This window comes from Streptomyces sp. NPDC093111 (assembly GCF_040683955.1).
In the GTDB taxonomy this organism is placed as follows: domain Bacteria; phylum Actinomycetota; class Actinomycetes; order Streptomycetales; family Streptomycetaceae; genus Streptomyces.
The window spans coordinates 152,787-177,805 of record NZ_JBFBNW010000004.1 but is presented as its reverse complement, the minus strand read 5'-3'; the positions used below and the strand labels follow the sequence as shown (position 1 = coordinate 177,805).

Here is a 25,019-nt window from a genome sequence, read left to right as displayed (position 1 = left end):
CCCGTGACTCCGCACGGGAGTTCCGAGGGGCGGCCGCTCGATAGCTAGGTGCTGGAGGACCCGTGGACCTGTCTCTGTCGACTCGCACTGTGCCCGGCCCGGCCGGCGACCGCACGGTCGTCGAGGTCGGTGGCGAGATTGATGTGTATACCGCGCCCAAGCTGCGCGAGCAGTTGGTCGAGTTGGTGAACGATGGCAGCTACCACCTGGTTGTCGACATGGAGCGGGTGGACTTCCTCGACTCGACCGGCCTCGGCGTGCTGGTGGGCGGCCTGAAGCGGGTGCGCGCCCACGAGGGGTCGCTGCGTCTCGTCTGCAACCAGGAGCGCATTCTGAAGATCTTCCGGATCACCGGACTCACCAAGGTGTTCCCCATCCACACCTCGGTCGAGGACGCCGTCAACGCGGCCGACTGAGGCCGACGCGAGCTCCTCGCCCCGTGTAGCCGTCCAGAACCCCAGGGGGATCGCATGGCCACCGTTGAACTCCTCTTCAGTGCTCAGCCCGAGCACGTCCGCACGGCCCGTCTCGTGGCCGCCGCGGTCGCCCGCCGGGCCGGGGTCGACGAGGCGGTCCTCGACGAGGTCAGGCTCGCCGTCGGCGAGGCGTGTTCCCGGGCGGTCGGACTGCACCGGAGCAACGGTGTCACCACCCCCGTCCGGGTCGTGCTGACCGAGGAGGAGAAGACCTTCTCCATCGAGGTCGGCGACGAGGTGCCCGGTGCGGGCGTGGCGGCCGCGGACGCCGTCGGCGTGCCCGGCGCGCGCGACACCGCCCCGGCCGAGGACTTCGACGACGCCGACGGCGAGGACGAGATGGGTCTCGCGGTGATCCGCGGACTCGTCGACGACGTGGAGGTGAGCGCCGGCGAGGACGGCGGCACCATCCGCATGAGCTGGCCGGCCAACCCGGACTCCGCGTTCACCTGATCCGGCCGGAGTCCCAGGACCGGATGATCCCGGCCGCGACCCCCAGACCGGACGAAGAGGCCCTGCCCCGCAGGGCCTCTTCGCGTTTCCCGGAACCGGCGACGCGCGCCCATGCCGTCGCCGCATTCCCCGTTCGGCCGTACTTGTGAGGTATTCGGGAATTACCACTGCGGATATCCGTTTCCTGTGGGTTTAGCTCCATAGAATCCGTTCTGTCCTGACCCCGTGACGTCAAGGAGGACGGAATGGCGGTTCTCGCAGCCGCGGTGCTCACCCAGGAGAACCGCGTGATCGTGGGCGTCGTCGCCGTGGTGGCGCTCGCGGCGCTGGTCGTGGCCCGGCTGCTGGTCCGCCAGGTGCTGGCGGCCGGCGAGGGCACGGAATCCATGCGGAAGATCGCGGCGGCCGTGCAGGAGGGCGCCAACGCCTATCTCGCCCGGCAGCTGCGCACCATCGGCGTCTTCGCCGTCGTCGTGTTCTTCCTGCTGTTCCTGCTGCCCGCCGACACCTGGTCGCAGCGCGCCGGGCGCTCGCTGTTCTTCCTGGTGGGCGCGCTCTTCTCGGCGGTCACCGGATATCTCGGCATGCGGCTCGCCGTCCGGGCGAACGTGCGGGTCGCGGCGGCGGCCAGGGAGGCCACGCCCGCACCGGGGGAACCGGAGCGGGACCTGACGGATGTCGCGCACCGGGCGATGAAGATCGCGTTTCGTACGGGTGGCGTGGTCGGCATGTGCACCGTCGGCCTCGGCCTGCTCGGCGCCTCCTGCGTCGTGCTGGTCTACGCCGCCGACGCGCCCAAGGTGCTGGAGGGCTTCGGGCTCGGGGCCGCGCTCATCGCGATGTTCATGCGGGTCGGCGGCGGCATCTTCACCAAGGCCGCCGACGTCGGCGCCGACCTCGTCGGCAAGGTCGAGCAGGGCATCCCCGAGGACGACCCGCGCAACGCCGCCACCATCGCCGACAACGTGGGCGACAACGTCGGCGACTGCGCCGGCATGGCCGCCGACCTCTTCGAGTCGTACGCCGTGACGCTCGTCGCCGCCCTCATCCTCGGCAAGGCCGCCTTCGGCGACGCCGGCCTCGCCTTCCCGCTGATGGTGCCCGCGATCGGCGTGGTGACCGCGATGATCGGCATCTTCGCCGTCGCCCCGCGGCGTACCGACCGCAGCGGCATGACCGCCATCAACCGGGGCTTCTTCCTCTCCGCGCTGATCTCGCTGGCCCTGGTCGCCGTCACCGCCTTCGTCTACCTCCCGTCCTCCTACGCGGACCTGGAGGGCGTCACCGAGCCCGGCATCCCCACCCACGGCGGCGACCCGCGGGTCCTCGCCCTGGTCGCGGTCGCCATCGGCATCGTGCTGGCCGCGCTGATCCAGCAGCTCACCGGCTACTTCACCGAGACCCGCCGGCGCCCGGTCCGGGACATCGGGAAGTCCTCCCTGACCGGCCCCGCCACCGTCGTCCTGGCCGGCGTCTCCCTCGGCCTGGAGTCCGCCGTCTACACGGCGCTGCTGATCGGCCTCGCCGTCTACGGGGCGTTCCTGCTCGGCGGCACCTCCATCATGCTGGCGCTGTTCGCCATCGCCCTCGCCGGCTGCGGGCTGCTCACCACGGTCGGGGTGATCGTGGCCATGGACACCTTCGGGCCGGTCTCCGACAACGCCCAGGGCATCGCCGAGATGTCCGGCGACGTGCGAGGTGCCGGCGCGCAGGTCCTCACCGAGCTCGACGCCGTCGGCAACACCACCAAGGCGATCACCAAGGGCATCGCTATCGCCACCGCCGTCCTCGCCGCCGCCGCGCTCTTCGGCTCGTACCGCGACGCCATCGCCACCTCGGTCGCCGAAGTGGGCGCGAAGGCGACCGAGATGAACCTGTCCATGGACATCTCCCAGCCCAACAACCTCTTCGGGATGGTGCTCGGCGCCGCGGTCGTCTTCCTGTTCTCCGGGCTCGCCATCAACGCGGTGTCCCGGTCGGCCGGCGCGGTGGTCTACGAGGTGCGGCGGCAGTTCCGCGAGCACCCCGGGATCATGAACTACACGGAGCAGCCCGAGTACGGACGGGTCGTCGACATCTGCACCAAGGACGCGCTGCGCGAACTCGCCACGCCCGGACTGCTCGCCGTCCTCGCGCCGATCGCGGTCGGCTTCTCGCTCGGCGTCGGCGCGCTCGGCTCGTACCTCGCCGGGGCCATCGCCACCGGCTCCCTGATGGCCGTCTTCCTCGCCAACTCCGGTGGCGCCTGGGACAACGCGAAGAAGCTGGTCGAGGACGGGAACTTCGGCGGCAAGGGCAGTCCGGCCCATGAGGCGACCGTCATCGGCGACACGGTCGGCGACCCGTTCAAGGACACCGCGGGCCCGGCGATCAACCCGCTCCTGAAGGTGATGAACCTGGTCGCGCTGCTGATCGCGCCCGCCGTGGTGCAGTTCAGCTACGGGGACGACGCCAGCGCCGGGCTGCGGGCGCTCGTCGCCGTCCTCGCGGTCGTGGTCGTGGTCGGCGCGGTCCGGGTCTCCAAGCGGCGTTCGGTGGCCGTGGACGACGGTTCGGCGGAGCGGAACGGGACGTCGCGGGACGCCACGGTGATCCCGTAGGCGGGGTCGGGACCCGCCCGCGTACGAGGGCGCGCGGCGGCATGGGCGGCACGGGGCGGCGTGGCGCGCGAGGTCGTGAGGTGGCGTCAGGGAAGGGGCGGCGCGGCCGGGCGGTGGCGTGAGATGGCGTCAGGGAAGGGGCGGAGGGCGTGTTCTGACGTGACGTCCGCCCCTGTCTCCTTGGTGCAAACGGCTGCAATATCGGATGAATCGGTCCCACGATCGGTGGATGCCATCCGTACGGCGTGTATGTTCCGGGGCCGAGAGCCTTGGAAGGGACCGATCCGGTGAACAAGAATCTTGCGGCCACGTTGTCCGGCTGCGCGGTACTGGTGCTCGCGCTGTCGGGGTGCAGTGACGACAAGGGCGACAAGGTCAACGACTGGGCCAAGACGTTCTGCGACCAGGCACAGCCCCAGATCCAGAAGCGCGCCGACGCGAACCAGCTGATCATCTCGACGGCGGCGGACAGCAAGCCCGTCACGATCAAGGCCGCCGACTCGAAGGCCTTCGCCGACATCGCCGCCGCCGACCGCGCCCTGGCCAAGGCCGTGGAGTCCGCGGGCGCCCCGCCGGTCGACAACGGCGAGAAGATCCAGCAGGACGCGATCAAGGAGCTCAACGCCACCGCCGTGGCGTACGAGGGCCTGAAGAAGCAGGTCGACAGCCTGGACACGGCCAACCAGCAGAAGTTCGCGGACGGCCTGAAGGTCGTCTCCGAGAACCTGGGCAAGATCCAGAACATGGACCAGGACGCCGTAGCCAAGCTGCAGGCCGGCGAACTCGGCCAGGCCATGGCCAAGCAGCCGGGCTGCCAGACCCCGTCCGTCTCCCCGAAGCCGGGCGGCTCCGCCTCCCCGAAGGCGGGCTCCACCCCGGTCACCAAGTCGACCGCCTCGGCCAAGCCGTAGGGCGGGTCCGCGAAGTCCCGCCCGGCCGGTCCGGCGCCTCCGGACCGGCCCGCCCCTGTCGCTGGCGGCCGTTGTCGGTGGCGCCCGTCACAATGGGGCACGTGAGTACGACCAGCACGACCCCCAGCCTCCCGGTGCCCACGCACGCCGTCCGCCTGCGCGAGGCCCTGCTCGCCGCCGACTTCACCGCCGACGGTCTGCTCGACCTGCTCGGCGCCCAGGCCTACGCCGCGCTCGCCCGCAGCGAGACCGTGCCCGCCCTGCGGGCGACCCGCGGGGACTCCCCGCTGGAGACCCTCGTCCGGCTCTTCCTGCTCCAGCGCGCCGTGCCGCACGAGCGGGCCGCCGCCGCGCTGCCCCTGGCGGAGGCGCTCGCCGACGGCTGGGTCGTCCACGAGGACGACACCGTGCTCGCCACCGTCGACGTCCGGCCGTACGGCGGCCCGGACGGCGAGGACTGGTTCATCGTCTCCGACCTCGGCTGCGCGGTCGGCGGGGCCGGCGGCATCGGCAAGAAGGACGAGGGGGTCGTCCTCGGCGTCGGCGGGGCCTCCACCACCCTCGCCGGAATCACCGTCCGCACCCCCGTCGCCACCGCCCTCGACCTGGGCACGGGCTCCGGCATCCAGGCGCTGCACGCGGCCCGGCACGCCACGCTGGTGACCGCCACCGACCTCAACCCGCGGGCCCTCGACTTCACCCGGCTCACCCTCGCCCTCTCCGGGGCCCGGGGCGCCGAGCTGCTGACCGGCTCGCTCTTCGAGCCGGTCGACGGCGACACGTACGACCTGATCGTCTCCAACCCGCCCTTCGTGATCTCCCCCGGCGCCGGACTCACCTACCGGGACGGCGGCATGGGGGGCGACGACCTCTGCCGCACGCTCGTGCAGGAGGCCGGGGAGCGGCTCAACGACGGCGGATACGCCCAGTTCCTCGCCAACTGGCAGCACGTCGAGGGCGAGGAGTGGCAGGACCGGCTGCGCTCCTGGGTGCCGCGCGGCTGCGACGCCTGGATCGTGCAGCGCGAGGTCCAGGACGTCACCCAGTACACCGAGCTGTGGCTCCGCGACAGCGGCGACCACCGCGGCGACCCGGCCGAGTACCGGCTGGCGTACGGGCGGTGGCTGGACGAGTTCGAGGCCAGCGGGACCAGGGGGATCGGCTTCGGCTGGATCACCCTGCGCAAGAGCGCGGCCGTCGCCTCCGGGGCGGCCGAGCCCTCGATCGTCATCGAGGAGTGGCCGCACCCCGTCGAGCAGCCCCTCGGCGACACCGTCCGGGCCCACTTCGAGCGCCAGGACTACCTGCGCGGCCGGGACGACGCGGCGCTGCTCGCCGACCGGTTCGTCCTCGCGCCCGAGGTCGTCCAGGAGCAGGTCGGCCTGCCCGGCGCCGAGGACCCCGAGCACGTGCTGCTGCGCCAGAACCGCGGGATGCGCCGGGCCACCCGGGTGGACCACGTGGCGGCCGGCTTCGCGGGCGTCTGCGACGGCACGCTCAGCGCCGGGCGGATCCTCGACGCGATCGGCCAGCTCACCGGCGAGGACCCGGTCCTGCTGCGGGACCGCACCCCGCAGGCGATCCGGCTCCTGGTGGAGGAGGGCTTCCTGCTGCCCGCGACCGAGCAGCAGTGAACCGAGCAGCAGTGAACCGAGCAGCAGTGAACCGAGCAGCAGTGAACCGAGCGGCAGTGACCGGTTCGGGTCGGTTCGCCGACCTGATTCGACCGATTGACGTCCGATGAGGTGACGAAGAAGGCCGGAACGACAGCGGAGTACCGGCCATCCTCGTGAAACCGTTCAGCACCCTCCGCGTCGTTCACCGCGAATTCGCCGCCCTGACGCCGGGAGGTGCCAGCCTCGGCTCCGGTAGCCGGAGACGGCATGGCGACGGAACGGGGTACGGGCATGGAGAGCGGGCCGGCGATCTTCGCGGGAGGGGCGTTCACGCTGTTCGGGGCCGCACTGCTGGTGTGGACGGGGGTCCGGGTGGCGCAGGGCGAGCCCGTCGCGCTCGGCGTCGCGCCGAGGCCCGCCGCCGTCCTGTCGGGCCTCTTCGGCGCCGCCTTCCTCCTCCTCGGGATCTGGTGCTTCGGGCGTCCGTGAGGACGTCCGGGCGGAAGCCCCGCCCCGCCGGTCCGGCAGTCCGGGCGGCAGGAAGGGCAGGAGTCGGGTTACCGTTCGAGTGGCCGTTGCGGGCTTTCGCCGTTTGACACGGGGGCGGGTTGTACCGTCACACTCCGCAGCGACGGCAGTGCACCGTATGTGCCGCTGCCGCACGAGCCAGCACCGTACGTACGCAGTGCGTGCCGGAGAGCGTCGACCGGAGAGAAGAGCGAAGTTGTCCCCGACCAGCGAGACCGCACAGGGCGGCCGCCGACTCGTCATCGTCGAGTCGCCTGCCAAGGCGAAGACGATCAAGGGCTACCTCGGCCCCGGCTACGTCGTCGAGGCGAGCGTCGGGCACATCCGCGACCTCCCGAGCGGCGCCGCCGAGGTGCCCGAGAAGTACACCGGCGAGGTGCGCCGCCTCGGCGTCGACGTCGACCATGACTTCCAGCCCATCTATGTCGTCAACGCCGACAAGAAGGCGCAGGTCAGGAAGCTCAAGGAGCTGCTCGCCGAGTCCGACGAGCTCTTCCTCGCCACCGATGAGGACCGCGAGGGCGAGGCCATCGCGTGGCACCTCCAGGAAGTCCTGAAGCCCAAGGTCCCGGTCCACCGGATGGTCTTCCACGAGATCACCAAGGACGCGATCCAGCAGGCCGTCGCCAACCCGCGCGAGCTGAACAAGCGCATGGTCGACGCCCAGGAGACCCGCCGCATCCTCGACCGCCTGTACGGCTACGAGGTCTCGCCGGTCCTGTGGAAGAAGGTCATGCGGGGCCTGTCCGCGGGCCGCGTCCAGTCCGTCGCGACCCGGCTCGTCGTCGAGCGCGAGCGCGAGCGGATCGCCTTCCGCTCCGCCGAGTACTGGGACCTCACCGGCACCTTCTCCACCGGCCGCGCCGGCGACCCATCCGACCCGTCCTCCCTGGTCGCGCGCCTCGCGAACGTCGACGGGAAGCGCGTCGCGCAGGGCCGTGACTTCGGCGCCGACGGCCGCCTGAAGAGCGACAGCGTCCTCCACCTCGACGAGGAGAAGGCCCGCGCACTCGCCGCCTCCCTCGCCGACACCCGCTTCGCCGTCCGCTCGGTCGAGTCGAAGCCGTACCGCCGCTCCCCGTACGCCCCCTTCCGCACCACGACCCTCCAGCAGGAGGCGAGCCGGAAGCTGGGCTTCGGCGCGAAGGCGACCATGCAGGTGGCGCAGAAGCTGTACGAGAACGGCTTCATCACCTACATGCGTACGGACTCGACGACGCTGTCCGAGACGGCCGTCGGCGCGGCCCGCGCGCAGGTCACGCAGCTCTACGGCGCCGACTACCTGCCGGAGAAGCCGCGCGTCTACGCCGGCAAGGTCAAGAACGCCCAGGAGGCGCACGAGGCGATTCGTCCTTCGGGTGATCGTTTCCGCACCCCGGCGGAGACGGGCCTGACCGGCGACCAGTTCCGCCTGTACGAGCTCATCTGGAAGCGGACCGTCGCCTCCCAGATGAAGGACGCGACCGGCAACTCCGTCACCGTGAAGATCGGCGGCACCGCCGCCGACGGCCGGGACGCCGAGTTCTCCGCCTCCGGCAAGACGATCACCTTCCACGGCTTCATGAAGGCGTACGTCGAGGGCGCCGACGACCCGAACGCCGAGCTCGACGACCGCGAGCGGCGCCTGCCGCAGGTCGCCGAGGGCGACGCGCTGGCCGCCGAGGAGATCACGGTCGACGGCCACGCGACCAAGCCGCCGGCCCGCTACACCGAGGCCAGCCTGGTCAAGGAGCTCGAAGAGCGCGAGATCGGCCGCCCGTCGACGTACGCCTCGATCATCGGCACCATCCTCGACCGCGGCTACGTCTTCAAGAAGGGGACGGCGCTCGTGCCGTCGTTCCTCTCCTTCGCCGTCGTCAACCTCCTGGAGAAGCACTTCGGGCGGCTCGTCGACTACGACTTCACCGCCAGGATGGAGGACGACCTCGACCGCATCGCGCGCGGCGAGGCCCAGGCGGTGCCGTGGCTGAAGCGCTTCTACTTCGGTGAGGGCGGCGGCTCCGGCGAGGGCGGCGCGGCCGACGCCGGCAACGGCGACGGCGACCACCTCGGCGGACTCAAGGAGCTCGTCACCGACCTCGGCGCCATCGACGCCCGGGAGATCTCCTCCTTCCCCGTCGGCGACGGCATCGTGCTGCGCGTCGGCCGCTACGGCCCGTACGTCGAGCGCGGCGAGAAGGACGCGGAGGGCCACCAGCGCGCCGACGTCCCCGAGGACCTCGCGCCGGACGAGCTGACCGTCGCCTACGCGGAGGAGCTGCTCGCCAAGCCGAGCGGCGACTTCGAGCTGGGCGCCGACCCCGTCAGCGGCAACCAGATCGTCGCCAAGGACGGCCGCTACGGCCCGTACGTCACCGAGATCCTTCCCGAGAACACCCCGAAGACCGGCAAGAACGCGGTCAAGCCGCGCACCGCCTCGCTCTTCAAGTCGATGTCCATCGACACGGTGACCCTGGACGAGGCGCTCAAGCTGATGTCGCTGCCCCGCGTCGTCGGCGCCGACGCCGAGGGCGTCGAGATCACGGCGCAGAACGGCCGCTACGGCCCGTACCTGAAGAAGGGCACGGACTCGCGGTCGCTCACCGACGAGGAGCAGCTGTTCACGATCACGCTGGAGGAGGCGCTGGCGATCTACGCCCAGCCCAAGCAGCGTGGCCGGGCCGCCGCCAAGCCCCCGCTGAAGGAGCTCGGCACCGACCCCGTCAGCGAGAAGCCCGTGGTCGTCAAGGACGGGCGCTTCGGCCCGTACGTGACCGACGGCGAGACCAACGCGACCCTGCGCACCGACGACAGCGTCGAGACGATCACGCCCGAGCGCGGCTACGAGCTGCTGGCCGAGAAGCGGGCCAAGGGCCCGGCGAAGAAGGCGGCCAAGAAGGCGCCCGCGAAGAAGGCCCCGGCGAAGAAGACCGCCGCCAAGAAGACCACCGCGACCAAGACGGCCGCGGCGAAGAAGACGGCCGCCAAGAAGACCACGACGGCGAAGGCCACGACGGCGAAGAAGGCGACCGCCGCGAAGAAGACGGCGGCGGCCGAGTCGGAGTGATCCGGGTGATCGCCGGGCCGGGACGATCCGAGTGATCGCCGGCCCGGGACGATCCGAGTGAACTCCGGGCCGGGACGATCCAAGTGATCGCCGGGCCGGAGTGACCCTCCCGACACGACGGGGAGGGCGGGGGTACCACCCCCGCCCTCCCCGTCTGTTTGTTCGGGCGGAGGCCGCGGGGAGCAAGAGCGTCCGGATAGGGTGGACGGATGACGCGAGCAGAGCAGCCAGACACCGACGCCGCACTCGTCGCCGATTCCCGGGAGCGTGCCGTACGGGCCCTGCTGCGCCATCAGCCGCTGCGGCGCCTGTGGGGCGCCCAGGCGGTCGGCGGCACGGGCGACGCGCTCGCCGTCCTCGTCCTGACCCTGCTCGGGCTCCAGGCGGCCGTGGCCGACGGGGCCCTCGGGGGCGGGTACCGGGGCGCCGCGTTCGCCGTGGCCGCCGTCGTCGGCACGCGGATCCTCGCGGCCGTCCTCTTCGGCGCCGCCCTGCTCGGCCCGCTCACCGCGCTGACCGCGCCCGGCGGCCCGCTCGACCGCCGCTGGACCATGATCGGCGCCGACGGGCTGCGGCTCGCGCTGCTCGTCGTCGCCCCGCTGTGGATCGACTGGACCCCCGACAAGGCGCTCTGGTTCCTGCTCGGCACCGTCTTCGTCACCGGTGCGGCCGAACGCGTCTGGACGATCGCCAAGGAGGGCGCGGCCCCCGCGCTGCTGCCCGCCCCGCCGGCCGAGGGCGCCGCCGTCCGGCCGCTCCCGGACCACCTGGGCGCGCTGCGCACGCTCACCCTGCGCACCTCGTTCCTCGCGGTGCCCGCCGCGGCCGGCGTGCTGCTGCTCGCCACCCTCGTCGGCAACCTGCTCGGCAGCGGCATCGACTGGTTCTCGCAGCACCAGGCGGCCCTCGGCGCGTACGTCGCCGCCGGACTGTTCGCCGCCTCGCTCTCCGTGCTGTTCCCGCTCACCCTGCCCGGCGGCCGGACCCCGCGGCCCCGCTCGCCCCTGGAGGGCCTGCGGCTCCCCAAGGACAAGGGCCGCACCGGCGCGCTCCCGCTGTTCGTGCTCGCCTGCGGCACCGTCGCCGGCGCCATCGCCGCCGCGGCGTCCGTCGCCGTGCTCCACGCGTACGACCTGGGCGGCGGGCCCGTCACGTACGCCCTGCTGGTCCTCGTGCTCAGCGGCGGCACCGCCGTCGGCATCCGCACCGCGGGCTCCGTCCTCACGGTGCTCTCCCGGCGCCGCCTGCTCTCCCTCGCCGTCGCCGTCACCGGCGTCGCCCTGCTCGCCATGGGCCTCGTGCCGGACACGGCCACCGTGCTGGCCCTGGCCGCCCTCGCCGGGTACGCGGCCGGTGTCGCCGCCCGCACCGGCCACAGCCTCGTCGACCAGGAGACCGAGGAGGACCGCAGGCCCCGGGTCACCGAGCACCTCCAGGCCGTCTCCCGCGTCGCCATCGGCGCGGGCGCGCTGGTCGCCCCGCTGGTCGCCGCCGGGATCGGCCCGCACCGGCTCGCCTCCGGCGCCTTCGTCTTCGCCCACGGCGGCGCGGCCTTCACCCTGATGCTGGTCGGCGCGCTGCTGCTGCCCGTCGCCGTCGTCGTCCTCGCCAAGACCGACGACCGGGCGGGCGTCCCGCTGCGCCGCGACCTCGGCGACGCCCTGCGCGGCGCCGACCCGGCCCAGTCGCCCTCCCCGACCGGCTTCTTCATCGCCCTGGAGGGCGGCGACGGCGCCGGCAAGTCCACCCAGGTCGAGGCCCTCGCCGACTGGATCAGGGCCAAGGGCCACGAGGTGGTCGTCACCCGCGAGCCCGGCGCCACCCCGATCGGCAAGCGGCTCCGCTCGATCCTGCTCGACGTCTCCAGCGCCGGCCTGTCCAACCGCGCCGAGGCCCTGCTGTACGCGGCCGACCGCGCCGAGCACGTCGACTCGCTGGTCCGGCCCGCCCTGGAGCGCGGCGCCGTCGTCATCACCGACCGGTACATCGACTCCTCCGTCGCCTACCAGGGCGCCGGCCGCGACCTGTCGCCGACCGAGATCGCCCGCATCAACCGCTGGGCCACCGGCGGCCTCGTCCCGCACCTCACCGTGCTCCTCGACGTCTCCCCGGAGACCGCCCGCGAGCGGTTCACCGAGGCGCCGGACCGGCTGGAGTCCGAGCCGCCCGAGTTCCACGCGCGCGTACGGGCCGGGTTCCTGGCCCTCGCCGCCGGTGACCCCGGCCGCTACCTCGTCGTCGACGCCGGCCAGGAGCCGGAGGCCGTCACCACCGTCGTACGCCACCGGCTCGACCGCGTCCTGCCGCTCTCCGAGGCCGAGGTGAAGGCCCAGGAGGAGGCCCGTCGCAAGGCCGAGGAGGACGCCCGCCGCCGCGCCGAGGAGGAGGCCGCCCGCAAGGCCGAGGAGGAGCGCCTGGAGCGCGAGCGCCAGGAGCAGCTCGCCAAGCTGCGCGCCGAGGAGGAGGCCCGCCGCAAGGCCGAGGAGGAAGAGGCCCGCCGCCTGGAGGCCGAACGCCAGGCGGAGGAGGCCCGGCAGCGCGCCGAGGAGGCCCGGATCGCGGCCGAGGAGGAGCGCAAGCGGCGCGAGGCCGAGGAGAAGGCCCGCCTCCTGGAGGAGGAGCGGCGCCGCGAGCAGGCCGAGGAGGAGGCCCGGCTGCGCGCCGAGGCCGAGGAACGGCGCCTGGAGAAGCAGCGCAAGGCCGAGCAGGCCCTGATCCGCGCCGAGGAGGCCCGCCGGCTGGCGGAGGCCGCCGCCGCGAAGGCCGCCGAGGAGACCGCCCGCAAGGCCGCCGCGGAGCAGGCCGCTGCGGCGGCGCTGGCCGCCGAGGCCCAGCGGAAGGCCGCTGCCGCGAAGGCCACGGCGAAGGCCGAGGAGGAGCGCGCGGCGGCGGAACAGGCCGCGGCCGAACGCGCCGCCGCGGCGGAGCGGCGTGCCGCCGAGCGGGCCGAGGCGGAGCGGCGCGCCACCGCGAAGGCCGCCGAGCGGACGGCGGCGGCGGAGGCCGCCGTCGCGGGTACCGCGAGTGCCGCGGGTGCCGGCAGGGCGGCGAAGGCCGCGAAGTCGGTGGAGGAGTCGGCGAACGAGATCACCGTCGCCACGCCCATCGTGAAGCCGGACGAGCCGCGGCCCGCCGGGCGCGCGGGCGGACCGGCCGCCTCCGGCACGGGCAGCAGCGACGACAGGGGCGACGCGCCGACCGTGTCGCCCAACGAGGTCACCGTCCCGACGCCCATCGTGCGGCTCGACGAGGAGACCACGGTGCTGCCCCGGATCCGGCCTGGACAGGACACGGGAGCAGGCAGCGGTACGGGTACGGGTACGGGTACGGGTACCGGTCCTGGCTCTGGAGCTGGATCCGGTACCGGTTCCGGAGCCGGCGCCGAGAGCGAGGCCGAGCGGACGGCCGTGCTGCCCACCGTGAGCGACGCGGCCCCCGCCGACCGGGTGCCGCAGGACTTCTTCCGCGATGCCGGAGCCGCCCCGGAGGGCGCCAACGAGCGCACCCGCGAACTGCCCCAGCTCGACGAGAACGGGCGGCCCCGGCGCCGCTCCGACTGGGCCGAGGAGACCCCGCTCGACGACCTCCCGACCCTCGCGGACGAGCTGCTCGGACCGCACGACGACGAGGACGGCGACGGGAAGGCGCGCCGAGGGCGCCGCTGAACCCGCGCCCGGTGAGGGGTGGAGCCTGCTCCACCCCTCACCGGGCAGCCTGCCCCATACCGCCCTGACCTGCGCTTTTCTAGCGTTGCCGGTATGACGACAGCAGCACTCTCCCTCGACGGGGTCAGCCGGGTCTACGGCGGACTGACCGCGCTCGACTCGGTCGACCTCACCGTGCCGCGCGGCCGCCTCCTCGCGGTCATGGGCGGCTCCGGCTCCGGCAAGTCCACGCTGCTGCGCTGCGCCGCCGGGCTCGAACGCCCCACCTCCGGCACGGTACGCATCGGCGACACGGAGCTCGGCCGGCTGAAGCCCGCCGCGCTGACCCGGCTGCGACGGGACCGGATCGGGTTCGTGTTCCAGTCGCTGAACCTCGTCTCCGCCCTCGACGTGCGCGAGAACGTCGCCCTGCCGCTGCTCCTCGCGGGCGCCCGCGACGACGGAGGCCGCGCCCTCGCCGGCCTCGCCGCCGTGGGCCTCGCCGACCGCGCGGGCGACGCGCCCGACACCCTCTCCGGCGGCCAGCGGCAGCGCGTCGCCGTCGCGCGGGCGCTGGTCACCGAGCCGGAAGTGATCTTCGCCGACGAGCCGACCGCCGCCCTCGACCCGGTCACCGCGACCGAGGTCCTCACCCTGCTGCGCCGGGCCGTCGACGAGCAGGGCCGCACGGTCGTCCTCGTCACCCACGACCCGGCCGCGGCGGCCTGGGCGGACGAGGCGGTCTTCCTCACGTCCGGCCGCATCACGGCCCGACTCGACCGACCGGACGCGGAACGGGTCCGGGCGATGTTCGGACCGATGGCGACGGCGACGGCGACGCGTACGGCCAGGGCTGCGATGAGCACGACGGCGGCGATGGCGGGCGCGGGGGCGATGGCCCGATGACCGGACTCCCCGCGTCCCGCACCGCCGTCCGGCTCCTGGCCGCCCGCTCGCTGCGCACCCACCGCAGGGCCTGGGCGGCGGTGTTCGCGGCCGTCGCCCTCGTCTCGCTGCTTCTCGGCTCCCTCGCCCTGACCGCCGGTTCGCTGGGACTGGCGCACGCGCGCGTGGACCGGTACGCGGCGGCCGACGTGGTCGTCGCGGCCGACCAGAACGTCCGCTGGACCGCCAAGCCCTGGGGCAGCGAGCCGATCACCGTCACGGCCCCGCTGACCGAACGGATCAGGGTGCCGGCCGCGGTGGCGGAGCTGCTGCGGGGAGTGGAGGGGGTGCGGGCGGTGGTGCCGGACGACGGGTTCGTCGTACGGGATCCCCGTGACGTACGGGATCCTCGCGTCGTACGGGATGGGCAGGCGGGGCCGACGGCCGTACGGGGTCCCCGTGACGTACCGGACGGGCAGGCGGCCGTACGGGAGTACCCCGGGCGTTCGTGGGAGGCGGCGCGGCTCGGCGGGTACCGGCTCACCGCCGGGCGGGCGCCCGGGGCGGCGGGGGAGGTGGTGGTCGGTGTGGGTCCGGGCACGGGGCCCGGCCCCCGGATCGGGCAGGACGTCGCCGGGTACCGGGTCGTCGGGCTCGTCGACGGGCCCGACGGGCTCTTCTTCGGCGCGGCCGAGGCGCGGCGGCTCGCGGGGCATCCCGGGCTCCACGACGCGATCGGGGTGCTCGGCGCGCCCGGAGTCCCCGTCGCCACCCTCCACGCGCGGGTGCGGCACGCCCTCGACGCGGGCGGGGCGGGGGAGTTGCGGGCCTTCACCGGGAACGGCCGGGGCGGTGTCGAGGACCTGCGGGCCCTGCCCGCGCGGGACGGCCTGCTCCAGCTCCTCGCGGCCGTGGCCGCGACCGTCGTCCTGGTCACCGTCCTCGTCCTGACCTCCCTCGTCGCCCAGGCCCTGCAACAGCGCGCCCCCGAACGCGAGTTGCTGTACGCCGTCGGTGCCTCGCCCCGGCAGGTGCGGGCCGCCGTCGGGCGCGAGGTGAACCGGGTGGCGGGTGCGGCGGCGGTCCTGGGCGCCCTCGGGGCCGTACCGGCGTTCCTGGCTCTCCGGGCCGCACTGCGCGGCCGGGGCCTGCTGCCCGCCACGCTCGAACTGTCCGCCCCGCCCTGGCTGTTCGCCGGGGTGCTCGTGACCGCCGCCCTGACGGTGGGCCTCGCGCGGTGCGTGGTCCTGTTCGGGGCGGCCCGGCGGGACCAGACGTCCGCCCGCCGGCCCGGTGGTGTGCGGCGGGGGTCGGGTGTCGCCCTGCTCGTCGTCGGGGCGGGGGCGGCCGGGACCGCCACGCTCCAGGCGGGGCAGGCCGCGGGCGCGGCGGCCGGGGCGGCGACCGTGACGCTCGTGGCCGGGTGCGCGCTGCTCGGCCCGTGGCTCGCGGCGGCGGTCATGCGGGTTCTCGGGCCGGTGCTGCGCCGGTTCGGCGGCGCGCCGGGGCGGCTCGTGGCGGCCGGGGCGGTCGCGCACTCGCGCCGGCTGGGGGCCGCGCTGGTCCCGGTCGTCCTGGTCACCGCCTTCGCGACCGTGCAGCTCGCGGCGGGCGCCACGATGGAGCGGGCCGGCGCGGCGCAGGCGCGGGAGGCGATGGTGGCGGACTATGCGGTCGAGGCGGAGGTTGGTGGCGGGGTCGGAGTAGGGGGCGACGTCGGCACCGGGGTCGGCATTGGGGTTGGTGTCGGCAATGGCGTCGACGTCGACGTGGCCGAGGTGCGGCGGATGCCCGGTGTGACGGCCGCGACCGGACTGGTGCGGTCCACCGTCGTCCTGGCCCGCACCGAGGCGGGTTCGCCCCGGCTCGACCGGCTGCCCGTGCTCGGTGTGGACGCCGAGGGGCTGGCCGGGACGCTCGATCCGGGTGTCGTCGCCGGGGACCTCGCGGGGCTCGCCCGCCCCGGTACGGTCGCCGTCGGCGCGGACCGGGCCGACTCCCTCGACGTGCGCCCCGGTTCGACGGTGGAGCTCCGTTTCGACGACGGGGCGCTGCGGCGGCTCACGGTGGTGGCCGTCTACGAACGGTCGCTCGCGCTGGGGGAGTTCCTGTTGCCCCGCGCCGAACTCGCCGCGCATCTGGCGGATCCGCGCCCCGCACGCGTACTGGTGGCGGGTCCGGGCGGGGCCGCCGTCGCCGGGGCCCGGGCCCGTCCGGAGCCGGAGCTGGTGGTCCCGGAGCAGGCCGGGGCGAGCGGCCTGGTGTCGGCGGGCGTCGTCGCCGCGATCGGCGCGCTCACGGTGCTGTCCGTCCTGAGCACCCTCGCCCTCGTCGCCGCCGGGCGCCGCGGCGAACTCGGCCTGCTGCACCAGGTCGGCGCGTCCCGCCGCCAACTGCGCCGCATGCTGCGCCTGGAGGCGGCGTTCCTGGCCGGGACCGGGCTGGTGATCGGCACCGTCGTCGCGGCGCTCCCGCTGGCCGCGTTCAGCTGGGCGCTGACCGGCGGACCGCCGTACCTGCCGCCGGTCCAGGCCGCGCTGATCGCGGGGACGGTGATCCTCACGACGTACGCGGGGACGGTGCTCCTGAGCCCCGTCGGGCGCCGCTGAGCCCGGCGCCCGGCCCGACCGGCCGGGCGGTCCTACGCGTCGAGGTACGCCAGGACGGCGAGCACCCGGCGGTGGCCGCTGTCGCTCTGGGGCAGGGCCAGCTTCGCGAAGACGTTGCCGACGTGCTTGTGGACGGCCCGCTCGGTCACCACCATCGAGCGGGCGATCGTCGCGTTGTCGTGGCCCTGGGCCATCAGCGCGAGGCACTCGCGTTCGCGCGGGGTCAGCGAGTCCAGCGGGTCGTCGCGGCGCCGGGCCATCAGCTCGGTGACGACCTCGGGGTCGAGCGCCGTGCCGCCCGCGGCGACCCGGTCCAGCGCGTCCAGGAACTCGTCGACCCGGCCCACCCGGTCCTTCAGCAGGTAGCCGACGCCCCGCGCGCCGCCGCCGAGGAGCTCGGTGGCGTAGGTCTCCTCCACGTACTGCGACAGCACGAGGACCGGCAGGTCCGGGAGTTCGGCGCGGGCGGCGAGCGCCGCGCGCAGGCCCTCGTCCCGGAAGCCGGGCGGCAGCCGGACGTCGAGGACGGCCACGTCGGGCCGCTGCTCCAGGAGCAGCGGAAGGATCTCGGGGCCGGTCGCCGCCACCCCCGCCACCTCGTGTCCCGCCGAGGTCAGCAGGAGGACGAGCCCTTCCCGGAGGAGGGCGTTGTCCTCGGCGATCACCACACGCACGGAAGCTCCACTTCGATCACGGTCGGGCCCCCGACGGGGCTGGTCAGACGTACGGTCCCGTCGAGCGCGGCCACCCGCCGGCGCAGCCCGAGCAGCCCGGACCCCGCGCTCTCGCGCGCCTCGGCACCGCCGCGCCCCTCGTCCCGCACGGCGGCGCGCAGCCCCGTGGGGGTGCGGGCGAGCAGGACGGAGGCGCGCGTGGCACCGCTGTGCTTGGCGACGTTGGTGAGGGCCTCGGCGACGGCGAAGTAGGCGGCGGCCTCGACGGCGGCGGGGGCGCGGGGGGTGTCGGCCGGAGGGGTTCCGTTTCCGGGCAGAGTGCCAGGCGAGGCGTCGGCCGGGGTCCCGGCCGGAGCTCCAGACGTGGCGTCGGCCCGGGTCCCCGCCGGAGCGGGCGTCGGGGTGTCGGCGCCCGTGGTCACCGACACCGTCACCTCCAGGCCGCTGCTCGCCGCGAGGGCCCGTACGGCGCCGGTCAGGCCGCGGTCGGTCAGGATCGGCGGGTGGATGCCCCGGACCACGTGCCGCAGTTCGGCCAGCGCCTCCTCGGCCTGGTCCTGCGCGTCGTCGAGCAGTCTGCGGGCCGCCGCCGGGTCGGAGTCGTACGCCCGGCGGGCGAGCCCGATCCGCATGGAGAGCGCCACGAGCCGCGCCTGGGCGCCGTCGTGCAGATCGCGTTCGATGCGCCGCAGCTCCGCGCCGTGCGCCGCGACCGCGCCCGCCCGGGTCGCGGTCAGCTGCTCGATACGGGCGGCCAGCGCGGCGTCCCGGGCGGTGGAGGGACCGGGGGTGAGCAGGATCCGCGACCAGCCGGCCGCCACGTCGGCGAGCCGGCCGATCAGCGGCAGCAGGACCGGGCGGCGCCCCGCGAGACCGGCCCAGACGCCGTCGACGAGCAGCGCGGGGGCCCACAGCACCAGCGCCCCGTACATGAGGACCATGCCGTACAGGAGCTGCGCCACCATCCACCGCAGGTCCCCGACGGTGGAAGGGTCGGCGACGGCGGTGCGGACCCGCTCGGGGAGGGGGCCTTCGAGCGGCAGGTACGCCTCCGGGACCGGCGCCCCGGACCGTACGGCCGTACGGCGGCGCTCCCAGCCGGCGAGCCGGCGCAGCAGCAGGACGCTCTCGGGCAGTACGCCGGCGCCGATGACGGTGAGCGTGAGCAGGCCGGTGAAGAGGACGACGCCGATCATCAGGTAACAGAGGAGGGCGACGGCCGCACCGAGGAGGAGGTGGAGCGTCGCCCTCGCCGCATCCTTGATCGACTCGCGCATGGGTTCAGGCTAGGCGACGCGCGGGAGCGGGACGGTGGAGCGGGCTACACCATCGGCCCGGGAGCGGGCACCGCTGTGCGCGGGCGCCGGGACGGGGAGCATGGAAGACGTACCGGAGAGCAGGGGCGGCGCCCCGCTCCTTCCCGCTGCTTCCCTCTCTCCACCCTCTTCCTTCTTCCTTCCTTCCGGAGGTTCCTCATGAGGCCCCTGTTCTGGCTCCTGCTCGCCGTCGGTGTCGTCGCCAACGTCTTCGTCACCACCTTCTCCGGCCTCACTGGGGCCACCGAGATCGTCGCGAGCGCGGGTACGGGCGTGGTCGCCCTCGGTGCGGGCGTGGGCCTGTGGCTGACCCGGGCCCGGGTCCGGGCGGAGGGGCGGGCCTGACGGGTCCGGCCGGTCAGGCAGGGCTGTCGGTGCCGTGCCCCACAATGGGAGACGTACGTGAGGGGGGCCGAGGAGGGGCTGTAGACATGGCCGTATGGGACGACCTGGTGGGACAGGCGCGCGTGGAGGAGCAGCTCGCGGCAGCCGCGCGGGACGCCGACGTGCTCGTGACCGCCCAGGCCGCCGGCGAGCCCGCTCCCGAGGCATCGAAGATGACGCACGCCTGGCTGTTCACCGGCCCTCCGGGGTCCGGCCGGGCCACCGCGGCCCGGGCGTTCGCGGCGGCCCTGCAGTGCGTGAGCCCGGACCGGGCGCTGGGCGGGGCACCGGGCTGCGGATTCTGCGACGGGTGCCACACGGCCCTGATCGGCACCCACGCCGACGTCGAGGTGGTCCGTACGGACCTGCTGTCGATCGGTGTGAAGGAGACCCGTGACCTGGTCCGGCGCGCCCAGCTGTCGCCGGCCGGCCGGCGCTGGCAGGTCATCGTCCTGGAGGACGCCGACCGGCTGACCGAGGGCGCGGCCAACGTGCTCCTGAAGGCGGTGGAGGAGCCCGCGCCGCGGACGGTGTGGCTGCTGTGCGCGCCGTCGCTGGAGGACGTGCTGCCCACGATCCGGTCCCGCTGCCGGCACCTGACGCTGAGCACCCCGTCGGTGGATGCGGTCGCCGACCTGCTGATCCGCCGGGACGGCATCGAGCCGGAGGCCGCGCGGGCGGCGGCGCGGGCCACGCAGGGGCACATCGACCGGGCCCGGCGCCTCGCCACCGACGAGCGGGCGCGCGCCCGGCGCGCGGTGGTGCTGAAGCTGCCGATGCGGGTGGGTGACGTGGGCGGCGGGCTGCGCGCGGCGCAGGAGCTGGTCGACGCGGCGGCCGAGGACGCGAAGCAGGTCGCGGAGGAGGTCGACGTCAAGGAGACCGAGGACCTGAAGGCGGCGCTCGGCGCGGTGCAGGGCGGCCGGATGCCGCGGGGCACGGCCGGGGCGATGAAGGAGCTGGAGGACCGGCAGAAGCGGCGGCGGACGAGGACGCAGCGCGACAGCCTGGACCTCGCGCTCACCGACCTGACCGGCTTCTACCGCGACGTGCTGGCACTCCAGCTGCGCGCGGCGAGCCCCCTCGCCAACGAGGACGTGCGCGACGCGCTGGAGACGATCGCCCACGACACGACGGCGGAGCGGACCCTGCGCCGGATCGAGGCGGTGCTGGCCTGCCGCGAGGCCCTCGACCGGAACGTGGCGCCGCTGCTGGCGGTGGAGGCGATGACGATGGAGCTGCGCGACTGATCCCGCGGGTCAGCGGTCCGCGGTCCCGGGCCAGCGGTCCCCGGTCTGCGATCCGTCCCGGCTGCTCGGGTGACTCCGCCGGGCCGGGGGATTGGACACGGTACGTACCGGTCCGGATACGCTCCGGGGATGGACTCCAGGCGCCTGTTCCGCATCTCCGCCACGGCCCTCGCGGCGGCCGGTCTGATCCTCTCCGGCTGCACGGGCGGCAGCGACGCCGCCGCGCCGTCCTCGTCCGGCGGGACGGCGGCGGGCGCGGCGGGTGCGACGGCCCTGCAGAAGTACTACGGGCAGAAGGTGACCTGGCGCGCCTGCGGGGTGGCGGACTTCCAGTGCGGCACCGTGCTCGTCCCGCTCGACTACGCGAAGCCCGAGGCGGGCGACGTGAAACTGGCGGTGTCCCGGGTGCGGGCGACGGGCCCCGGGAAGCGGCTCGGTTCGCTGCTGGTCAACCCGGGCGGCCCGGGCGGTTCGGCGGTCGGCTACCTCCAGGGGTACGCGGGCATCGGCTACCCGGCGCCGGTCCGGGCCCGGTACGACATCGTGGGCGTGGATCCGAGGGGCGTGGCCCGCAGCGAGCCGGTCGAGTGCCTGACGGGCCCGCGGATGGACGCGTACACGCAGGTCGACCAGACCCCTGACGACGCGGCGGAGACCCGCGCGCTGGAAGCGGCGTTCAAGGAGTTCGCGACGGCCTGCGAGAAGCGCTCGGGCCGGGTGCTGCCGCACGTCTCCACGGTGGCGGCGGCCCGTGACATGGACGTCGTGCGGGAGGTGCTGGGCGACCGGAAGCTGACGTACGTGGGGGCGTCGTACGGCACGTTCCTGGGGGCGACGTACGCGGAGCTGTTCCCCGAGAAGACCGGGCGGCTCGTCCTCGACGGGGCGATGGACCCGTCGCTGTCGGCGGAGGACCTGAACCGCGACCAGACGGGCGGCTTCGAGACCGCGTTCAAGGCATTCGCCGCGGACTGCGTGCGGAAGCCGGACTGCCCGCTGGGCACCGAGTCCGTGCCGGCGGCCACCGAGGCACTGCAACGCTTCTTCCGCGACGTGGACGCGAAGCCGGTGCCGACGGGCGAGAGCCGGCCGCTCGGCGAGTCGCTGGCGACGACGGGCGTCATCGCCGCGATGTACGACGAGGCCGCGTGGCCGCAGCTGCGGGAGGCGCTGACCCGGGCGATCGGCGGGGAGGGCGCGCCGCTGCTCGCGCTGGCCGACAGCTACTACGAGCGGGAGGCGGACGGCTCGTACGCGAACCTGATGGCCGCGAACGCCGCCGTGAACTGCCTGGACCTCCCGCCGGCCTTCACCGGCCCCGAGGCCGCCGAGAAGGCGGTGCCGTCCTTCGAACAGGCCTCGCCGGTCTTCGGCCGCGGCCTCGCCTGGGCCGCCCTGAACTGCACCTACTGGCCCACCCCCGCCACCGGTCGCCCCCACCGCATCACCGCCGAGGGCGCACCCCCGATCGTCGTCGTCGGCACCACCCGCGACCCGGCCACCCCCTACAAGTGGGCCCGCTCCCTGGCCGCCCAGCTCTCCTCGGGCACCCTCCTCACCTACGAGGGCGACGGCCACACGGCGTACGGCCGAGGCAGCGACTGCATCGACACGGCGATCAACACGTACCTCCTGGAAGGCACCGCCCCGAGGGACGGAAAGCGCTGCTCATAGCCCCCGAGGGAGCTCGCTCCGCCCCTGGTCGGAGCACCCCCGGAAACTGTGTAGACTTGGCGACGCTGCTGCACCCACCATGGGACCGCACAGCTTGCCGCCTTAGCTCAGTTGGCCAGAGCAACGCACTCGTAATGCGTAGGTCTCGGGTTCGAATCCCGAAGGCGGCTCGGAATTACCCCAGGACTCACTCGCCGTGACCTGGGGTTTTTTCATGCTCAGGGCATGCCGAGCCGCACGACGGGGATGCCGTGGAAGTGCTTGCGTGAGCGATGCGTGAGCGGAGCGGCTGTCAGCCCTTGCGTGCGGCCTTCTTGGCCTTGGCCTTCTTCCTCTCCTTGGCCTTCGCCCGCTCGGCCTTCTTCGCCTCCTTGGCGGCCTTGCGGACCTGCTCCTCCTGGTCGGCCTTGCGCTGGAGGGGGACGAGCTTCGCGGTGGCCTCGGCGGCGCTCTTGCCGACGTGGGGGAGCACGCTCTGGTAGATGTCGCGCGTGATCCGGGTGTCGCTGTGCCCGAGCGTGTCCGACACGATCTTGATGTCGATGTCAGCCGCCAGCATGAGCGTGGCGGCGCCGTGCCGGAGATCGTGCAGCCGGATCGGCGGGAGGCCGGAGGCGGCGACGAGCCGCTCGAAGAGGTCGGTGGCCTTGCCCGGGTGGAGCCAGGAGCCGTCCTCCTGGGTGAAGACGAGCCCGGTGTTCACCCAGGCCGAGCCCCACTCGGCACGGTCGGCCTCCTGCTGCTCGCGGTGCCGCTTCAGGACGTGGACGGTGTCGTCGTCCAGGGCCACGACGCGGAAGCCGCTGTCCGTCTTCGGTTCGGACGCCTCGACCTCCCAGCCGTCCTGGACGAGCTGGCCGGTGACCGTGAGGGAGTGCCGGTCGAGGTTGGTCTCCGACCACGGCTGTCCGCACGCCTCACCACGCCGCAGGCCGCGGAACGCGATCAGGTGCCACATCGCGTACAGTCGGTCCTCGGCGACGAAGTCGAGGAAGGCGCCCGTCTGTTCCGGCGTCCAGACCATCACAGGCGACGGCTTCTCGCCGGCCTGCTCCCACTTTGCTACCCGTTCGTCCGTCCACACGAGCGCCTTCGGCTTGCGCACCGGGTCGGTCTCGACGTGGGCTGCCGGGTTGAACGTGATGATCTGCTGCCCGACGGCGTCGTTGAGAGCCGCGCGGAGCGTGGCCTTGATGTGCTGGCGTGTGGCGGGACCGGTCACGCGGCGGAAGGGCGGCATCGCGTCGATCGCAGCCTTCATCGCTTTGCGGCGGGCGCGGTTGGCCACGCCCTTCCACGGGACGGTCGCCAACTCCTCGACAGCGGCACGCCGCTGGGCGTTCTGCTCCAGGATCTCGGCGTTGGCGTCGGTGATGGCGGTGAACATGTCGCTGAGGTGGCTGACGCGCAGCCGGTCGAGACGCCGGTGGCCGATATGCGGCTTGAGGTGCACGCGGATGTCGGTCTCGTACCGGCTGATGCCCGACTTTCGGATGCGCTTGCCGGCGAGCCACCGGTCCAGCCACTCGGCCACAGTCAGGCTGCCGACGAGATCTTGGCCAGCCCTGAGCCGGCGTCGGGTCTCCTCCACGTCCGGCAGAGGCAGCTTCTCACCGCTGACCTCGGCCAGCATCGCGGCGACCAGCTGGATGCCCTCGGGGTCGTCGGCCTCGGCGAGCCCCAGGAGGGCCCGAACGTGGTCGAGATCGGCCTGGGCCGCCTTGAGGCTGCCGTACCCGCCACGGGCGAAGGATCGCCGGCTGCCGTCCTCGCGGGACGGCAGCTCCTGGCGTATGGAGTACGTGCAGTGATTCCTGCTGTTGCGCTTGGGGCAGGAAGCGCCGATCTCCTTGCCGGTCTTGGGGTCACGGCAGGAACAGCGGCGGTAGGTGGAGCCTTTCAAGCGTCTTCCTCCTGGTCGGGGTCAGGCTGCGGCTCGATGTCCTCGAGCCACGGGGACAGTTCGGGTGGGGTGGCGCCTTCTTCGCGGATGTCGTCGCGGAGGTTGAGGAGTCGGTGCTTCGCTTCTTCGGCTAGCTGGGCGTACTCGCCGGCTTTCCGCTCTGCTTCCTCGCGCTGGGCGGGGGTGGTCGCGGTCTCCATGGCGAAGGCGGCGCTTTCGGCCTCGCGTCGGGCGGCGATGATGGTGCGGGTCAGGCTGGCGTGACGGTTGAACTCGGGGATGAGGCCGTCATCGATCCCGAACTCGTCGGCTTCGCCGGTGAACTTCCGCATGGCCTCCCAGGTCGGGATGAGTGAGTGGAAGGGAAGTTCCTGAGTCCGCTCGACGTGGCCGAGGGGGAAGATCAGGCAGATCGGATACGTCTCCAGGGCCGCGGCCAGCACCATGACGTCCACCAGGGGCAGGTTCGCCCTTCGGCCGGATTCCAGGTTGGCGATCACGTTGCGGGGGATGGGGTGCCCGAGTTCTTTGCAGCGGTCGGCCAGCCGTTGGGCGCTCCACCTCTTCTCCTTCCTGCGGCGCCGGACTTCGCCGGCGACGTTGTTCCTGATGCGGTCGACCCACTCCGGGAAGTCGTCGTCCTCTTCATCATCGAAACCGTGTTGTGTCATGGCGACACAGTAGCTTCTTCATGATGGTTCCCGTCGACCTGGAGCCGGACGCGAAGACCGTGTTCGCCGAGGGCTGTGACGAGAGGGGCGCCGCGTGCGCGACGACACCACGGGAACCGGCCCGAAGGGCATGAGTCGGGACGAGCTGCTGGCCCTGCCAGCGGCCGTTGACCTGGACACAGGCAACCGTGCGCTGGGCCTCGGGCGCAGCAAGGGCTATGAGCTGGCCAAGCGGGGCGAGTACCCGTGCAAGGTCCTGCGCCTAGGGAAGGCGTACCGCGTGGTGACGGCGGATCTGCTCAATCTGCTGGGGCTGGCCGCGTGAGGGTGGAGAAAGGTAGCAGACAGTTCTGCGCTGAGCTGACACAGAATCGCTGGA

18 protein-coding genes and 1 tRNA gene are annotated in these 25,019 nt (G+C 73.6%); 15 read left to right on the top strand and 4 right to left on the bottom strand.

Features of this window, described 5'->3' with window-relative positions; translation table 11 throughout:
* Nucleotides 1–62 precede the first annotated feature (62 nt).
* From AB0Q96_RS07865 to AB0Q96_RS07820, 10 genes are all read left to right on the top strand, one after another.
* Entirely contained in the window at nt 63–416 is a 354-nt protein-coding gene (locus tag AB0Q96_RS07865; RefSeq protein ID WP_329421731.1) for an STAS domain-containing protein, read from the top strand.
* Between the two features lie 54 nt (nt 417–470).
* Nucleotides 471–929, top strand: coding sequence for an ATP-binding protein (locus tag AB0Q96_RS07860; RefSeq protein WP_365322772.1), 459 nt, complete (start codon nt 471–473; stop codon nt 927–929).
* A 245-nt stretch (nt 930–1,174) separates the two neighbouring features.
* Nucleotides 1,175–3,529 (top strand): sodium-translocating pyrophosphatase, encoded by a 2,355-nt coding sequence (locus AB0Q96_RS07855; RefSeq protein WP_365322770.1) that lies wholly within the window; start codon nt 1,175–1,177, stop codon nt 3,527–3,529.
* Nucleotides 3,530–3,816: 287 nt separating this feature from the next.
* Nucleotides 3,817–4,440, top strand: coding sequence for a small secreted protein (locus AB0Q96_RS07850; protein ID WP_365322768.1), 624 nt, complete (start codon nt 3,817–3,819; stop codon nt 4,438–4,440).
* A gap of 92 nt (nt 4,441–4,532) precedes the next feature.
* The gene (locus AB0Q96_RS07845; RefSeq protein WP_365322766.1) at nt 4,533–6,074 is read left to right on the top strand and encodes a methyltransferase; all 1,542 of its coding nucleotides are present in this window, start codon (nt 4,533–4,535) and stop codon (nt 6,072–6,074) included.
* 273 nt (nt 6,075–6,347) lie between these two features.
* A complete protein-coding gene (locus AB0Q96_RS07840) occupies nt 6,348–6,545 on the top strand; it encodes a hypothetical protein (protein ID WP_329421724.1) in 198 nt (65 codons plus the stop codon).
* A gap of 235 nt (nt 6,546–6,780) precedes the next feature.
* Entirely contained in the window at nt 6,781–9,630 is a 2,850-nt protein-coding gene (gene topA / locus AB0Q96_RS07835) for a type I DNA topoisomerase (protein WP_365322764.1), read from the top strand.
* 209 nt (nt 9,631–9,839) lie between these two features.
* The gene (tmk, locus tag AB0Q96_RS07830) at nt 9,840–13,295 is read left to right on the top strand and encodes a dTMP kinase (RefSeq protein WP_365322762.1); all 3,456 of its coding nucleotides are present in this window, start codon (nt 9,840–9,842) and stop codon (nt 13,293–13,295) included.
* Between the two features lie 93 nt (nt 13,296–13,388).
* Complete coding sequence (locus AB0Q96_RS07825) at nt 13,389–14,180, top strand: ABC transporter ATP-binding protein (RefSeq protein ID WP_365322760.1); 792 nt, start codon at nt 13,389–13,391, stop codon at nt 14,178–14,180.
* Entirely contained in the window at nt 14,177–16,768 is a 2,592-nt protein-coding gene (locus tag AB0Q96_RS07820) for an FtsX-like permease family protein (RefSeq protein WP_365322758.1), read from the top strand. The genes AB0Q96_RS07825 and AB0Q96_RS07820 overlap by 4 nt, the downstream gene beginning before the upstream one ends.
* A 32-nt stretch (nt 16,769–16,800) precedes the next feature.
* On the opposite strand, the gene AB0Q96_RS07815 is transcribed toward AB0Q96_RS07820, so the two are convergent.
* A complete protein-coding gene (locus AB0Q96_RS07815; RefSeq protein WP_365322756.1) occupies nt 16,801–17,442 on the bottom strand; it encodes a response regulator transcription factor in 642 nt (213 codons plus the stop codon).
* Entirely contained in the window at nt 17,430–18,719 is a 1,290-nt protein-coding gene (locus AB0Q96_RS07810; RefSeq protein WP_365322754.1) for a histidine kinase, read from the bottom strand. Before AB0Q96_RS07810 ends, AB0Q96_RS07815 begins: the two co-directional genes overlap by 13 nt.
* Before the next feature lie 198 nt (nt 18,720–18,917).
* On the opposite strand from AB0Q96_RS07810, the gene AB0Q96_RS07805 reads away from it, so the two are divergent.
* The 4 genes from AB0Q96_RS07805 to AB0Q96_RS07790 all read left to right on the top strand — a co-directional run bounded on the left by AB0Q96_RS07805 (nt 18,918) and on the right by AB0Q96_RS07790 (nt 22,236).
* On the top strand, nt 18,918–19,103 hold the full coding sequence (locus AB0Q96_RS07805) for a hypothetical protein (RefSeq protein ID WP_365322752.1): 186 nt from the start codon (nt 18,918–18,920) through the stop codon (nt 19,101–19,103).
* A gap of 86 nt (nt 19,104–19,189) precedes the next feature.
* The gene (locus AB0Q96_RS07800) at nt 19,190–20,392 is read left to right on the top strand and encodes a DNA polymerase III subunit delta' (RefSeq protein WP_365322750.1); all 1,203 of its coding nucleotides are present in this window, start codon (nt 19,190–19,192) and stop codon (nt 20,390–20,392) included.
* A 129-nt stretch (nt 20,393–20,521) separates the two neighbouring features.
* The gene (locus tag AB0Q96_RS07795; RefSeq protein WP_365322748.1) at nt 20,522–22,066 is read left to right on the top strand and encodes an alpha/beta hydrolase; all 1,545 of its coding nucleotides are present in this window, start codon (nt 20,522–20,524) and stop codon (nt 22,064–22,066) included.
* Between the two features lie 96 nt (nt 22,067–22,162).
* Nucleotides 22,163–22,236, top strand: a tRNA-Thr gene (locus AB0Q96_RS07790).
* A gap of 122 nt (nt 22,237–22,358) precedes the next feature.
* On the opposite strand, the gene AB0Q96_RS07785 is transcribed toward AB0Q96_RS07790, so the two are convergent.
* Complete coding sequence (locus tag AB0Q96_RS07785; RefSeq protein ID WP_365322746.1) at nt 22,359–23,969, bottom strand: tyrosine-type recombinase/integrase; 1,611 nt, start codon at nt 23,967–23,969, stop codon at nt 22,359–22,361.
* Nucleotides 23,966–24,640, bottom strand: a complete 675-nt coding sequence (locus AB0Q96_RS07780) for a transcriptional regulator (RefSeq protein ID WP_365322744.1) — start codon at nt 24,638–24,640, stop codon at nt 23,966–23,968. The genes AB0Q96_RS07785 and AB0Q96_RS07780 overlap by 4 nt, the downstream gene beginning before the upstream one ends.
* A gap of 94 nt (nt 24,641–24,734) precedes the next feature.
* Between AB0Q96_RS07780 and AB0Q96_RS07775 the strand changes: the two genes are divergently transcribed.
* Nucleotides 24,735–24,965 carry a hypothetical protein gene (locus AB0Q96_RS07775; RefSeq protein ID WP_365322742.1) on the top strand — a complete coding sequence of 77 codons (231 nt, stop codon included), beginning with the start codon at nt 24,735–24,737 and terminating at the stop codon, nt 24,963–24,965.
* Nucleotides 24,966–25,019 lie beyond the last annotated feature (54 nt).